We start from the raw sequence: 14,160 nt of genomic DNA, 5'->3' as shown, positions 1-14,160 counted from the left end.
GTTTTTTATTATTTCTTTTGATATGCAAAACGCTTCAGTTTTTGATTTGATGGCTGTTTCCGGACATCAGAATTTATTTTTTTGCAATGATCCACAGGTTGGTTTGAAGGCTATTATTGCTATTCATGATACGACGTTAGGTCCTGCCATAGGCGGGGTTAGGATGTTGCCTTATGGGTCTGAAGAAGAGGCTATCGAGGATGCTTTACGTCTTTCAAAGGCTATTACTTATAAGTCTTCATTGGCAGGGTTGAATCTTGGCGGTGGTTGTGCCGTTATTATTGGCAATAATCGTACAGAAAAGACCGAGATACTTATGCGCCGTTTTGGCAAGTTCGTAGCAGGTCTTAACGGTAATTTTATTGCTTCTATCGATGTCGGAACTACACAAAAGGACCTTGAATACATTCATGCAGAGACAGATTACGTCGCTGGTTTGCCTACCTCTATGAATGGAGGAGGAGATACAACTGTTTTTGCTGCAAGAGGTGTTTTTTACGGTATAAAAGCTTCTATCAAAGAACTATATGGGGATGATTCACTGGCAGGAAGAAAGATAGCTGTTCAAGGTGTTGGTTCAGTAGGCGAACAGCTGGTATCTATGTTGCGTGCAGAGAATGCTCGTGTTTACGTGTCCGATATGACTGAAGAGCGTAAGATGAAGGTAGCTGCTAAATACAAAGCCGAGCCTATACAATACGCGACTAGTTATGAACTTGATGTGGATGTATATGCTCCTTGTGCATTGGGAGGGACAGTTAATCCGGATACTGTGCCTAAGATGCGTTGTAAGATTATCGCTGGGTCTGCGAATAATCAACTGAAAGATGAAGAGCGTACAATTCAATTGTTGAAAGAACATAATATTCTATATACACCAGACTTTTTGATTAATTCTGGAGCACTAATAAGTTGCTATTCGGAATTAGAAGGATATGGGACAGACCGTACGGAGTCTTTAATCCGTAATATTTATAGCGCTACGCGCCATGTTTTGCAAACATCTAGAGAAGAAGATATCACGACATTTGAAGCAGCCAGACAGTTGGCAGAAAGGCGTATCGCAGATATGACTAAGCTGAAAAGATAGTGTATGTTCTTTAATAATCGTTCTTATAAAATAATCGTTCTTATTACACTATGTTAAACAGAAGACACCTTAGAGTTAAGGTATTGCAGACGCTTTATGCGTACAGTTTATCCGAAGATAAACAGGTTAAAGATTTTGAAAAGGCACTTTTCAAAAATGTTGAAGAGGTTAATGAAATGTATATCTGGACATTGAATCTATTGGATGAGGTGGCAGAATATGTGGTTTTAGACCAAGAAAGTCGTGCCGCGAAGTTTTTACCAACGGAAAAGGATAAAATGTTGACGGCAAAATTGAATGGTAACACCTTTATTGAGTCGTTGCGACAGAATCGTACCTATTTGGAGTTGGTTAAGAAGTATAAGGTGTCTTGGGGCTTTGATCCTGAAATTGTACGTTCAATTTTTGCGCAGCTTAAGGATTCAGAAGCTTACCTGGAGTATTTGGCTTTAGAAGACCAGAGTATCAATGCTGAAAAAGATATTATCAAGTATATCTTTAAAAAGATTATCCTGAAATCAGTAGATATTGAGCAGGTATTTGAAGATAAATTCATCAATTGGCCCGTAGATAAAGAAGTTCTTCAGGCGATGATTGCCAAAACTTTTAAGAACTTTAGTTCAGAAAACCCTTCTAATAATAAGTTGGCTGAACTAACCCCCAGTTGGGATGAAGATGAAGAGTTTATTTCCGAATTATTAAAGACATCCGTTCGGTACGGGGATGAGTACCAGGCATTGATTGCAGCCAAGACGAAGAATTGGGAAGCAGACCGTATTGCACTAATGGATATTTTGTTAATGCGTATGGCGATCAGTGAACTTATAAATTTCCCATCAATTCCAGTTAAAGTTACTATAAATGAGTATATTGAGCTTTCTAAGTCGTTTAGTACATTGAAGAGTAACACTTTTATTAATGGTATTTTGGATAAAATCCTAGCTGACTTAACGAAGGAAGGACGTATTCGCAAGGCAGGTAGGGGATTAAAGGATTAACTTATGATATTTAAGAACACACTTTTGGCTATTTCTATTTTGGGATTTATGGCTTCCTGTAGTAATGAGGGAGATACTAATGCCAATAAAGGAACGACTGCTATCGTTGCTTCAGTCTCTGATAGTACAGGTTCGGGCCAACAAGGTACTATTGAGTTTGAGAACTCAGTTTTTGACTTTGGGAAGGTAAAGGAAGGTGCTGTTGTGGAGCATATTTTTAAATTTACCAATACAGGCAAAGCTCCTGTAATATTGTCTCAGGTTTCAGCTTCTTGTGGTTGTACTACCCCCGATTTTACTAAAGAACCCATACTTCCAGGTAAGACAGGTGAGATAAGAGTGAGTTTTAATAGCTTAGGCCAAGTAGGTACACAGCAAAAAATTGTAACCATAAGTTCAAACGCTGAACCGAGAGTTACTACTGTTCAAATTAAAGGGGTGGTCGAAAAATAAATCCGTATTTTATAACTAATTAAATAATAATGATATCAACATTTTTTTTACAAGCTGCAGGTAGTGGTGGGTTAATGAGTTTCTTACCGATGATTTTGATCGTTGTGGTATTTTATTTCTTTATGATAAGACCACAAATGAAAAAACAGAAAGACCATAAGAAATATATTCAGGAATTGGACGTAAACTCTAAAGTAGTAACTACTGCTGGAATTCATGGACGTATCGTAGAAGTAAGTGAAACTACTTTTTTGGTTGATGTTGGTTCTGGAGTTCGTATTCGTTTTGACAAGTCGGCAATCTCATTGGATGCATCACGTGCAGCTAATGCAGAGGTTAAGAAAGATTAATCTTTTCTCTTAGAAAAAACAGAAGCCATTCAGTATGTTGAATGGCTTTTTTTTTTCGTTAATATAGGGCATTTTATCTAAGTTTGTACATATGAAGCAACGAAGAATTAGTAAAATACAACGTCGTAAGATTTCAATTTTCGTGCGTTGTCTTATTATTTCTTTTATCGCGTGGTTGTTGATCGCTATCTCTAACAAGTATACATTTACGATCAAAGCAGGTATAGAATATGTTAACATACCGGAAAAACGTGCTTTTCACCCATTACAGTCTGATACAGTCAATGTCCGCGTGAAGATGAGTGGTTGGAATGTGTTGTTGTCCCGATTGAATCCAGATACCGCAAATATTCAAGTTGATTTAAGTGGCCTGAGTACGCGAAATTATATAGTTTTCTCTAATCAGATTGGTTTTATAAATAGGCAATTCCCAGTGGATAAACAGGTGATCAGCGTGGGGCCAGATACCTTGTATTTTGATTTTTCAAAGCAGACTCAACGCAAGGTGCCGGTCCGCGTACCTATGCATCTTGGATTTAAGAAGCAATATGGCGTAATTGGGGCTACTCGGACGAGTCCTGAATACGTCACTATAACTGGCCCTTTGGAGGACGTGGCAAATATAGAGTATCTGGAGACCGATAGTATCTTTGGTACCCAAGTTCACACCGATATACGTACTGTTTCAAATATTAATAAGCGCCAACGCACGAATGTGACGATTTATCCTACCTTTGCCGAGGTTGTTATCCCAATAGGGGAGCTTACGGAGAAAGTTATTGAATTACCAATAAAGGTCGAGAATGAAGGTCGGTATACCTCTGTCCGTACTATCCCTAGTAAGGTGACGCTTACTACTTTGGTGTCATTAAAGGATTTTAGTAAATGGACAGCACGCGATTTTGAAGCTATTATCGATTTAGATAATTGGGAGGAAAATCGTGTTAAGAGTTTACCTGTTTTATTGACAAAGGTTCCTGATTTTGTTAAAGTCGTAAAAATTGAACCACAGAATGTTGATTTTTTTGTGCGTAAGTAAGAGTTAGGTATGATGATAAATGTTGGTATTACAGGAGGCATAGGGTCCGGAAAGAGTTTTGTGTCTAGTATATTCAGGACAATGGGCATTCCGTTTTATGACGCCGATCGTGAAGCGAAATTTTTAATGAACCACGATCCGGATTTAAGGAAGGGGTTGATCAACAGCTTTGGTGTAGAGGTGTATCAACCCGATGGTTCTTTGGATAGAAAGTGGTTGGCTAAGCAGGTGTTCGGGAATAGCGCTAAATTGAACTTGTTAAATAGTATAGTCCATCCTATAGTAATCCGACATAGCGAGCAATGGGCGGAGAGACAAAGCGCAGCATATAGTCTCAAAGAGGCTGCATTGCTTATAGAAAGTGGTTCTTATAGGTCGTTGGATTGTCTTATTTTGGTACGTGCTCCTGAGGCGTTAAGGATTGAACGTGTCATGCGAAGAGATAATGTTTCCCGTGCGGAAGTCATTGACCGTATAAGCAAACAGATGGGCGAAGAAGAGAAACAAAAATTTGCAGACTTTACTATTCTTAATGATGGGGTAAGTCCTTTACTTCCTCAAATATTATATATACATCAACAGATTTTAGATAGACAATGGTCGAAATAATTGACGACTTTTTAATAGAAACGATACTGGGGTATTACTGCCGTATTGGTGATTTTTATATCGATCCCAAATATCCAGTGCAACAGGCAGTGATATCGCATGCACATGGGGATCATGCGGTACCAGGACATCAGGAGATATATTGTACAGCGGCGACGGCAGCATTTATGCGGTATCGATTTACGAAGCAAGCTTTGTCATCCTATAAACTCCAATCGTTTGACAAATCATTTGTTTTTAATGGCGTTGAGATTACTTTTATACCTGCTGGACATATTCTTGGCTCTGCTCAGATTTTGATGGTGTATAAAGGTGTGCGGTATCTCTACACCGGTGATTACAAGCTACAGGAGGATGCGACATGCGAGCCTATAGCTTATGTCAAAGCTGATGTATTGATTACAGAAACTACGTTTGCATATCCAGATGTTATCCATCCCGATCCCGTAAAGGAAATTCAGAGGTTAGGGCAGCAGTCGGCACATATTATGTTGGGCTGTTATGCCTTGGGAAAGGCTCAGCGTCTCACATATCTCCTTAATACTTATTGTCCACAGAAGGAAGTGTTTGTACATCATAGCATGGCCCCTCTTCATCGCATTTACGATCAGTTGGGCTTTGTGAAGCTCAAATATGAGCTGTACCACAGAAGGGCTTTAAAGGAGGGGAAAGATAAGGTGTATTTAATCCCGCCTATGACCTTCAACCATTATTCAAGAGCTAAAAATGTTATCCGTGTTTTTGCTTCGGGTTGGGAGCGTTTGCAACGGCATAATGATTTGTCTTTGTATATTTCTGATCATATTGACTGGAATGATTTGTTAGCGTATATCGGGCGGGTCGAGCCGCTTGAGATTTGGACGGTTCATGGAGAGGGCGCTCATCTACGTACTGTCTATAGTGATAAAATGAAAGTTAGAAACATTTTGAAAGAAGCCTAAGACGTTTGGATTTTCTTAAACGCAAAAAAAGACTATATTTTCAGATAGTCTTTTTTGTGGTGCCAGCTGGATTCGAACCAGCGACACAAGGATTTTCAGTCCTTTGCTCTACCAACTGAGCTATGGCACCTTTTCAAGTTTTTATTTATAATCTGTTACTTGTCAGATTTTGGGTGGTGCCAGCTGGATTCGAACCAGCGACACAAGGATTTTCAGTCCTTTGCTCTACCAACTGAGCTATGGCACCTTTTTTGCAATCCGTTTTACCGTTCTTGCGATGCAAATATAGCTTCTCTTTTTGGATTCTAAAACATTTATACAAAAAAAAACAGGATATATATACAAATGGTTGATTTAGATAGAGATAAAATTACACGAAATAAACACGGGGATAAATGATTTTAGGGTATCTTTGCATTTTATTAAAATAGTATGAGTAAAAGAGGAAGAGTATTGGTAGCGATGAGTGGCGGTGTGGATAGTTCTGTTGCGGCCGTCATGTTGCACGAGCAAGGTTACGAAGTGATTGGCATAACGATGAAAACCTGGGATTATGCTAGTTCGGGAGGTTCGTCAAAGGAAACGGGCTGTTGCAGCTTAGATAGTATTAATGATGCTCGGTCTCTTGCTGTAAATTATGGATTTCCCCATTTTATTTTAGATATACGCAATGAATTTGGTGATTATGTGATTGACAATTTTGTCGATGAATATATCGCAGGACGTACGCCCAACCCTTGTGTGCTGTGCAATACGCATATCAAATGGGAGGCACTGATTAAAAGAGCGAATAAGCTGGATTGCGAATTTATTGCTACAGGGCATTATGCGAATATCCGTCAACATGACAATGGGCGTTATGTGATCTCTAAAGGACTTGACGAGCATAAAGATCAATCCTATGTCCTTTGGGGGGTAACGCAGGAAAATTTGGCCCGTACACAGTTTCCATTGGGTGGTTTTCATAAATCTGAGATCAAGCAGATGGCTTTGGATATGGGGCAAAAAGAACTTGCTAACAAATCTGAAAGCTATGAAATATGTTTTGTTCCTAATAATGATTATAGAGAGTTTTTAAGACATAAAAAGCCTTCTCTTGACCAAGATATAGGTCCAGGCAATTTTTTGCTCTCAGACGGTACGGTCGTAGGCCAACATATAGGTTACCCTTATTTTACCATTGGTCAACGTAAAGGGTTGGGAATTGCGTTAGGCAAGCCCATGTTTGTAATTGAAATTTTGCCGGAAAGTAATTCCGTTGTCTTAGGCGAAGAGCACGAATTGGAGCGTTCACAGGCATTTGTACGTAATATTAATTTAGTGAAATACGCTTCTTTGGAAGAGCCTATGGAAGCTATTACTAAAATTAGATACAAAGATTCTGGTGCGGTATCTACCTTAACCCAAAAGGGCGAAATTATGCAGGTAGACTTTCCTCATGCGGTGAAAGGCATTGCACCAGGACAATCTGCAGTATTTTATGAAGGGAGCGATCTAATTGGCGGAGGATTTTTAATGAAGTAAGCTTTAGAATTTCTAAAGCTTACTTTCTTTTTTAACCTTTCGTTTTACAACAATTTGACGCAGTTGTTGCTTCGTTTCATATTGGATTTCGAGGTACTTGATAATTTCACCTGCGATATCTTTGTGCGTAGCTTTTTCGATACCTTCCAAACCTGGAGACGAGTTCACTTCTAGAATTAACGGTCCCCGTGTTGATGGTAACATATCCACCCCAGCCACAGTAAGCCCCATTGCGCGGGCGGCTGCTATAGCGGTCTCTCTTTCTTTTCGGGTTAATTTAACGATTTCGGCGGTCCCTCCGCGATGTAGATTCGATCGGAACTCTCCTTCTTTAGCAGTCCTTTTCATAGCGCCTACGACCTTGCCGTCAACTACAAAAGCACGGATGTCGGTACCTTTGGCCTCTTTGATATATTCTTGGATCAAGATATTATTGCCTAAGCCGTAGAAGGCTTCAATAACGGAGGAGGCTGCTTTTTTAGTCTCGGCCAATACCACGCCTATTCCCTGTGTCCCTTCTAGCAATTTGATTACCAGAGGAGCTCCGCCTACCATGTTGATAAGATCGTCTACATCTGATGTTGTCCTGGCAAATCCTGTGATTGGTAAACCTAATCCTGCTCCCGAAAGTATCTGCATACACCGTAGTTTATCACGTGAACGGGTGATCGCCTGACTTGGATTGGCCGATATTACATTCATTACTTCAAATTGACGTACGATCGCCGATCCGTAAAATGTTACGGAAGCACCGATTCGGGGTATTATAGCATCTATATCTGTTATATTCTCCCCTCTGTAATGGATGCTTGGTTTTCCTTGCTGTATTCCTACATAGCATTTGCTGTGATCCATAACAACACACTCGTGGCCTCTAGCGGAGGCAGCTTCGACTAGACGTTGTGTAGAGTATAGATTTTTATTTGTAGATAGTATTGCTATTTTCACGAATGTGTTTATTTAAAGTATAAAACAAATGGGTAGGCTAAAGGTTTGATTAAAAGCTGTTTCTCGAAAGGTTTTTCTTAGAAACGTCTACAAGGAATTTCCCGCTGATAAAGTTCCTGCCTAACAACATAGGATAGGACATGGATGACCGGTCTCTTAAAGATAACTTGATGTCATAGAGACGATCGAACATGCGGATTTTAGTTAAAAAAATGTGTCGGGTCTCTGTTTGACCGAACGAACTCTTAACCACGCGTTCGCGGTGAATAGGAAACGTTAATGTTAATATTTCTTCTTCCTCCAAATGAGGTTTAATATGGCAGGTTATGTATCGATGTCCATGTTTTTCATGAATCTTGAAGTCTTCACAGTGCAACACCGAGGTTTCAGCCCCGGTGTCGATCTTAGATTCTATATTGTACATCCCTAATTCAGGAAGGTCTACAATTTCATATCTACCTATAGTCAGTTTATCTTTCACGGATCTTACTCGTAGATAAATGTGCCGAAAGGCGAAGTTATAGTGACTTGTTTCTTCTCGCTATCTTCTACACGACCGATAATCTGAGCCGGTATTCCAAATGATTCGGAGATTTGAATAATGTCTTGGGCAATAGTTTCAGGTACATATAGCTCCATACGGTGTCCCATATTGAATACTTTGTACATCTCTTGCCAGTCGGTATTGGATTCTTTTTGAATCAATTCAAAGAGAGGAGGAATTGGAAAAAGGTTATCTTTGATGATATGGACATCATCTACAAAATGAAGTACTTTAGTCTGTGCTCCACCTGAACAGTGTACCATTCCGTCGATTAGGCTTCTGTATTTATCTAAAATGACTTTTATCACTGGGGCATAGGTGCGTGTCGGTGACAAGACTAACTTGCCTGCAGTAATTTCCTCTCCAGTTTCGACTTTGATTGAGTCGGTTAATGCTTTACCTCCTGCAAAAACCAGATCGTAAGGTACAGCTGGATCGTAACTTTCAGGATATTTCTCTGCTACGTATTTACTAAATACGTCGTGACGGGCAGATGTTAGCCCGTTTGATCCCATCCCTCCATTGTATTCCTTTTCATAGGTTGCCTGGCCATAGGAAGCTAATCCTACGATGATATTGCCACCTTTTATTTTGTGATTGGAGATGACATTTTCACGCTTCATGCGGCAGGTAACGGTACTGTCTACGATGATGGTACGTACCAGATCACCAACGTCAGCAGTTTCTCCCCCAGTAGAGTATATGCCAATCCCGAGTTCACGTAATTCGGCAAGAATTTCTTCCGTACCGTTGATGATTTCTGCAATTACTTCGCCTGGGATATTGTTTTTGTTACGACCGATAGTCGAGGACAAAATAATGTTATCGATGGCTCCCACGCATAGTAGATCGTCCAGATTCATAATAATCGCATCTTGTGCAATACCTCTCCAGACGGATATATCTCCGGTTTCTTTCCAGTAAATGTAAGCCAGTGAAGACTTCGTCCCTGCACCATCTGCGTGCATAATATTGCACCATTCTGCATCGGCACCCAAAATATCAGGAATGATTTTGCAAAAAGCTTTTGGATATAAACCTTTATCGATATTCTTTATAGCATTGTGTACGTCCTCTTTTCCAGCGGACACACCTCTTTGATTGTATTTTAAGTCTGACATCTTGTACAAAAATAAACATTGCTTATGATTATAGCGAAAGTTTTTCGGTAAGTATTCTTTTTTTTGAAGAACGGAACTCCAGTGGAGGGTTATTATTGATCTTCCATTTCAAAGACGGAGTCTATTTTCCAGTTTGTTTTATCCTTTGATGCGGCTACAGCTAATTGATCACAACGTTCATTTAACGGATGACCAGCATGACCTTTTACCCAGACAAGTTTGATTTCATGTAGTTTGTAAGATTGCATTAGACGGATCCACAGATCCTTGTTTTTTTTGCCCTGAAAACCTTTTTGCATCCAGCCATATACCCATCTTTTGTCTATTGCGTCGATCACATATTTAGAATCGGAATAAATGGTGACTTTCTGCTTTATGTTTTTAAGTGCCTCTAGACCAATTATTACGGCCATTAACTCCATTCGGTTATTGGTTGTCTTACGAAATCCTCCTGAAAACTCTTTTTCGATCAATTTACCCTGAAAAGCTGGGTTGCTACCTGTATAGATGGTTCTTAGTATAGTGCCGTAACCTCCTGGGCCGGGATTTCCGCTTGAAGCACCGTCTGTGTAAAGTTCTATCATTAACACAAAAATACATTATAAATCGTTATTCGTTAGTAAAATTTGCCATTGCTGATGATATATCTTATTTTAGTTTATTGAACTTTAAATTTATGATCAAGCGACTTTTTATTGGATTAGTGTTAGTTTTTTTATTTGCTAAATCGTATGGGCAAAATAGTCTTCCCAAGGATGAGAAGATGGCATGGTTTGATGATGCTAAATTGGGCATTTTTATCCATTGGGGGGTGTATGCCGTCAATGGTGTTTCGGAATCTTGGTCATTCTTCAATAATTATATGAGCCATGATAATTATTTGAAGCAGCTTCAAGGTTTTACCGCAAAAGAATACAAGCCTCAGGACTGGGCCAATCTGATTAAAGAGTCAGGAGCACAATATACGGTGATCACGACCAAACATCATGACGGAATCGCATTGTGGGATAGCAAAACAGATAAAGCATTGACAGTATCTAAACATGCTAACGTGAAGAAAGATGTGTTGACGCCGTTTATAACTGCTGCTAAAAAGGCCGGATTGAAAACGGGACTTTATTACTCTCTGCCCGATTGGAGTCACCCCTATTATGATGTGGTTACGCGTTCCCGTAAACGTTATGTCCTAAAAGATGAGCCTAAGCGTTGGGCACAGTTTGTTGACTACTATCAAGGGCAGTTGGCCGAGTTGTCAACGCAGTATCATCCTGATCTATTGTGGTTTGATGGTGACTGGGAGCATAGTGCTGAAGAGTGGAAAGCTGAGCAGACATTAAGTTTATTACGCCGGTACAATCCAAATATCATTGTTAACTCCAGATTAAATCATCATGGAGACTATGCTACCCCCGAACAAGGAGTACCGGTGAAGCGACCAGCGGATCGATATTGGGAACTGTGTTATACGATGAATGATTCTTGGGGATACCAACATTTTGATACCAATTATAAAACACCAAATATGATTGTACGGACATTTATCGATTGTATTGCAATGGGAGGTAATCTATTATTGGATATCGGACCTAAAGCGGATGGTACCATTCCAGAAGAACAAGTGAAGATCCTAAAAGAATTGGGACGTTGGACGAGTAAATATAAGGAAGCGATTTATGGCACTAGGGCAGGAGTATCACCTGCTTTCATAGCTGAAAAAAATAGTCTCTCTAAAGACGGCAAGACTGTGTATATATATTTAGATGAGATGAAAAATTATCTTCAGATAAATGGTTTGCAATCGAAGCCTGTTCACGTCCGTTTTATCGGTAGTTCTGAAAAAGTAGACTATAAATATGATGGTTATACTTTAAGCTTGAATATGACAACAAATGATTTTGATCCTACAGCTTCAGTAATTGCGATAGAGTTTGGTGATCGTCCCCATTTTGAGTTTGATCATGCTGAGGTTATACCCGTTCTTGCCGATGTACTAAGTGCTAAAAATAGCCCGAGTGCTATACGTGATATTGTAGCTTTTACTTCGGCAGGAGCTAATTTGTTTTCGGGACACATGAATGATGACGGCAGTGTGTTGTCAAAAGATCTAAAATTTTCAGATCAAAAAACTAAGGATTGGGTGTTGAAACATGCCGAGGTCCTGCACGATGCCCATAAAGGGATAGCCGAAGGACATTATATCGGAAATACGGCTTTATCCCGAGATCGGCAGACACTGTATCTATTTATTGAAGGTCAACCTACTGGGCCTATCGCTATCAAAGGGTTGAAAAATACTATTGCCCGAGTACGTATAGTAGGTGAGGGTTCGATGATAAGTCACAAGGTTTATAACAAATTATATTGGAGTGCTATCCCTGGGATTGTTTATATAGACGTTCCAAAAGATAGGTTAGACAGCTATCATACGGTTGTTGCTGTACTATTGGATAAGCCTATAGAATTGTATGCAGAAGAGGTAAAAGCCATAGAAAGCAATCTTTAGTCTATATTACTTTTATGTTCTGGTAGCTGGTCGATCTCCAATAGACATGAACCGAACCCGATCTTATGGGTAGTGGGAAAAATCTTGAAGGAAATTAATGCAACGGAAAGTTAAAATGAATCAATAATAGGCCCCCTTTCAGAAAAAAGGTCTGTATCAGAAATAATGATACAGACCTTTTTATTTATTTGCTACGGATCGTTACTTTTCCCTCTTTACCGGGGGATCCAGAATAAATCTGTCCTTGTGGTAGTCCGCGAAGGCCAGATGGAGAGGTTGCTATTCTAGAATAGATATTCGTTATTTCAGAGCTTGGTGTTACGTGGAGTCCCCCTGGTGTGATATCAACAAAGAGATAATTTTTTTGTTTTTTATTCTCCGTTTGTGGTGTGGTACCAGTAGGATCATAGACCAGGTTTACAATACCAGCATCCCCATTCGGATCCGTACGCATACCGTTGTTTGCATCCTGCCCCCTAGCTATGACGTACAATGAACCTAATTTCTTGAAATTAATATCAATGTCAAAATTAGATGCATTGTTCTGTCCAGCTTGTCCAGAAATGAATGCCCTATCTCCAATTTCTGCGTGTTTTACGACTAGTTTCACTTCTTTTTTTCCGTAGAATTGTAATGACGACCTATCTTTCATAATCAAGGTGTCAATGTGGACTACAGCAGATGAATCCCGATCGTTAAACACCTTTTTTTCTTTTTTATTCAATTCCAATTTGCTGATATGTATATCAGCTGTTTGTCCGATAGTTAGGGAATAGATCGCTATCAGAAAAGTCATTAATCCTAGTTTTTTGTTAATTTTCATTTTCTTTTGCTTTTTAATGTTATACCATCAAACTCCCGATCACCTACCTTATATATAGGAGCTTTTATTCTTTGACTTCGTTTAGGTAGTAAAGGATTAATTTGGCTGTTTTTTCTGAAGCCCCAGGTGCACCAAGTTTGCCGGCCAAGATTTCATAGTTTTCCATAATACTGTCCCTATGTTCCTTTTCAGAGAGGATTTTTCCAATTTCATCACGAATTTGTTGTGGATTACATTCTTGTTGTATAAGTTCGATGACCGAAAGGTAGTTGTTGATCAGATTTACCAACGAAATAAATTTTACCTTTATTAATTTTCGTGCTAACCATACGGAAATCGGATTGGCTTTGTACACAACAACCTGTGGTACTTTTAATATACCTGTCTCCAGCGTAGCAGTACCACTTGTCACGACCGCAGCATCTGCATGTTTTAGCAAGTCATATGTTTGATCAAAGATGATAGGTATTTCCAGATCTCCCACATATTTTTGATAGTAGGATGCTTCAAAGTTGGGAGCACCAGCAATAATAAGTTGATGCTTTGGAAATGCAAAGTAAAGATCAATCATATCCGGCAATATCTGCTCTATTTCCATTTTTCGACTGCCCGGAAGTAGAGCGATGATCGGAGCTTCTGATAAATGGTTTTTTTTCAAAAAACCAGGATTGAATGAATAGTTAGATATAGCGTCGAGTAGTGGATTGCCCACGTAGTCCACCTTCATGCCGAATCTTTTGTAGAAATCTACTTCAAAAGGCAGGATACAAAACATGTGATCGACTATCTTTTTAATCTTATGTACGCGACCTTGGTTCCACGCCCATATTTTTGGTGAAATATAATAAGAGGTTTTTATCTCATGTGCTTTTGCGAAGGAGGCAATTTTTAAGTTAAAACCGGGGAAATCAATAAGGATGACTGTGTCCGGATTAAAATCAAGAATATCCTTTTTTACCTTTTTAAGATTCTTGCTTATTGTCCCTAAGTTTTTTATTACTTCTACGAAACCCATAAAAGCCATTTCAGACGTGTGAACTAATGCTGTCTGATCGGCTTCTTGTTGCATACGGTCTCCACCTACAACTTTGAATACGGCATCGGGATCTTCAATTTTTAATGCTTTTATCAGATTCGCGCCATGTAGATCTCCTGATGTTTCTCCTGCAATAATATAGTATTTCATTAAATTCTCTCTAAATCAAAATATATGTGCT

The 14,160-nt window shown here is 39.3% G+C and carries 15 protein-coding genes and 2 tRNA genes; 9 read left to right on the top strand and 8 right to left on the bottom strand.

Annotated features, from left to right (window positions below; genetic code table 11):
* The first annotated feature begins 22 nt into the window (after positions 1 to 22).
* The 7 genes from G7B20_RS10070 (at position 23) to G7B20_RS10040 (ending at position 5,480) form a co-directional block, all read left to right on the top strand.
* Entirely contained in the window at positions 23 to 1,090 is a 1,068-nt protein-coding gene (locus tag G7B20_RS10070) for a Glu/Leu/Phe/Val family dehydrogenase (RefSeq protein WP_164110847.1), read from the top strand.
* 50 nt (positions 1,091 to 1,140) lie between these two features.
* Complete coding sequence (gene nusB / locus G7B20_RS10065) at positions 1,141 to 2,088, top strand: transcription antitermination factor NusB (RefSeq protein WP_164110845.1); 948 nt, start codon at positions 1,141 to 1,143, stop codon at positions 2,086 to 2,088.
* 3 nt (positions 2,089 to 2,091) lie between these two features.
* A complete protein-coding gene (locus tag G7B20_RS10060; protein ID WP_164110843.1) occupies positions 2,092 to 2,541 on the top strand; it encodes a DUF1573 domain-containing protein in 450 nt (149 codons plus the stop codon).
* A 29-nt stretch (positions 2,542 to 2,570) separates the two neighbouring features.
* Positions 2,571 to 2,891, top strand: a complete 321-nt coding sequence (gene yajC, locus G7B20_RS10055; RefSeq protein WP_164110841.1) for a preprotein translocase subunit YajC — start codon at positions 2,571 to 2,573, stop codon at positions 2,889 to 2,891.
* A 91-nt stretch (positions 2,892 to 2,982) separates the two neighbouring features.
* Positions 2,983 to 3,930, top strand: coding sequence for a YbbR-like domain-containing protein (locus tag G7B20_RS10050; protein ID WP_164110839.1), 948 nt, complete (start codon positions 2,983 to 2,985; stop codon positions 3,928 to 3,930).
* Positions 3,931 to 3,939: 9 nt separating this feature from the next.
* Positions 3,940 to 4,539, top strand: coding sequence for a dephospho-CoA kinase (coaE, locus tag G7B20_RS10045; protein WP_164110838.1), 600 nt, complete (start codon positions 3,940 to 3,942; stop codon positions 4,537 to 4,539).
* Positions 4,527 to 5,480 (top strand): MBL fold metallo-hydrolase, encoded by a 954-nt coding sequence (locus G7B20_RS10040; RefSeq protein ID WP_164110836.1) that lies wholly within the window; start codon positions 4,527 to 4,529, stop codon positions 5,478 to 5,480. Before coaE ends, G7B20_RS10040 begins: the two co-directional genes overlap by 13 nt.
* A gap of 57 nt (positions 5,481 to 5,537) precedes the next feature.
* Here the strand turns inward: G7B20_RS10040 and G7B20_RS10035 are convergent.
* A tRNA-Phe gene (locus tag G7B20_RS10035) sits at positions 5,538 to 5,610 on the bottom strand.
* A 44-nt stretch (positions 5,611 to 5,654) separates the two neighbouring features.
* A tRNA-Phe gene (locus G7B20_RS10030) sits at positions 5,655 to 5,727 on the bottom strand.
* 185 nt (positions 5,728 to 5,912) lie between these two features.
* Here G7B20_RS10030 and mnmA point away from each other — a divergent pair.
* The gene (gene mnmA, locus G7B20_RS10025) at positions 5,913 to 7,004 is read left to right on the top strand and encodes a tRNA 2-thiouridine(34) synthase MnmA (RefSeq protein ID WP_164110834.1); all 1,092 of its coding nucleotides are present in this window, start codon (positions 5,913 to 5,915) and stop codon (positions 7,002 to 7,004) included.
* A gap of 12 nt (positions 7,005 to 7,016) precedes the next feature.
* On the opposite strand, the gene rimK is transcribed toward mnmA, so the two are convergent.
* The 4 genes from rimK to rnhA all read right to left on the bottom strand — a co-directional run bounded on the left by rimK (position 7,017) and on the right by rnhA (position 10,201).
* Complete coding sequence (rimK, locus tag G7B20_RS10020; RefSeq protein WP_164110832.1) at positions 7,017 to 7,952, bottom strand: 30S ribosomal protein S6--L-glutamate ligase; 936 nt, start codon at positions 7,950 to 7,952, stop codon at positions 7,017 to 7,019.
* A gap of 49 nt (positions 7,953 to 8,001) precedes the next feature.
* On the bottom strand, positions 8,002 to 8,433 hold the full coding sequence (locus tag G7B20_RS10015; RefSeq protein WP_164110830.1) for an ATP-dependent zinc protease: 432 nt from the start codon (positions 8,431 to 8,433) through the stop codon (positions 8,002 to 8,004).
* A 5-nt stretch (positions 8,434 to 8,438) separates the two neighbouring features.
* A complete protein-coding gene (locus tag G7B20_RS10010) occupies positions 8,439 to 9,617 on the bottom strand; it encodes an AIR synthase related protein (RefSeq protein WP_164110828.1) in 1,179 nt (392 codons plus the stop codon).
* 92 nt (positions 9,618 to 9,709) lie between these two features.
* Complete coding sequence (rnhA, locus tag G7B20_RS10005; protein WP_164110827.1) at positions 9,710 to 10,201, bottom strand: ribonuclease HI; 492 nt, start codon at positions 10,199 to 10,201, stop codon at positions 9,710 to 9,712.
* Positions 10,202 to 10,293: 92 nt separating this feature from the next.
* On the opposite strand from rnhA, the gene G7B20_RS10000 reads away from it, so the two are divergent.
* Positions 10,294 to 12,120 carry an alpha-L-fucosidase gene (locus G7B20_RS10000; RefSeq protein WP_164110825.1) on the top strand — a complete coding sequence of 609 codons (1,827 nt, stop codon included), beginning with the start codon at positions 10,294 to 10,296 and terminating at the stop codon, positions 12,118 to 12,120.
* 184 nt (positions 12,121 to 12,304) lie between these two features.
* Here G7B20_RS10000 and G7B20_RS09995 read toward each other — a convergent pair whose 3' ends face one another.
* Positions 12,305 to 12,943 (bottom strand): hypothetical protein, encoded by a 639-nt coding sequence (locus G7B20_RS09995; protein ID WP_164110823.1) that lies wholly within the window; start codon positions 12,941 to 12,943, stop codon positions 12,305 to 12,307.
* Between the two features lie 64 nt (positions 12,944 to 13,007).
* Positions 13,008 to 14,129 (bottom strand): lipid-A-disaccharide synthase, encoded by a 1,122-nt coding sequence (lpxB, locus tag G7B20_RS09990; RefSeq protein WP_164110821.1) that lies wholly within the window; start codon positions 14,127 to 14,129, stop codon positions 13,008 to 13,010.
* Between the last annotated feature and the right edge of the window lie 31 nt (positions 14,130 to 14,160).

Source organism: Sphingobacterium sp. xlx-96 (assembly GCF_011007365.1).
Lineage (GTDB): Bacteria > Bacteroidota > Bacteroidia > Sphingobacteriales > Sphingobacteriaceae > Sphingobacterium > Sphingobacterium luzhongxinii.
This window is presented reverse-complemented; position numbering and strand designations above follow the sequence as displayed.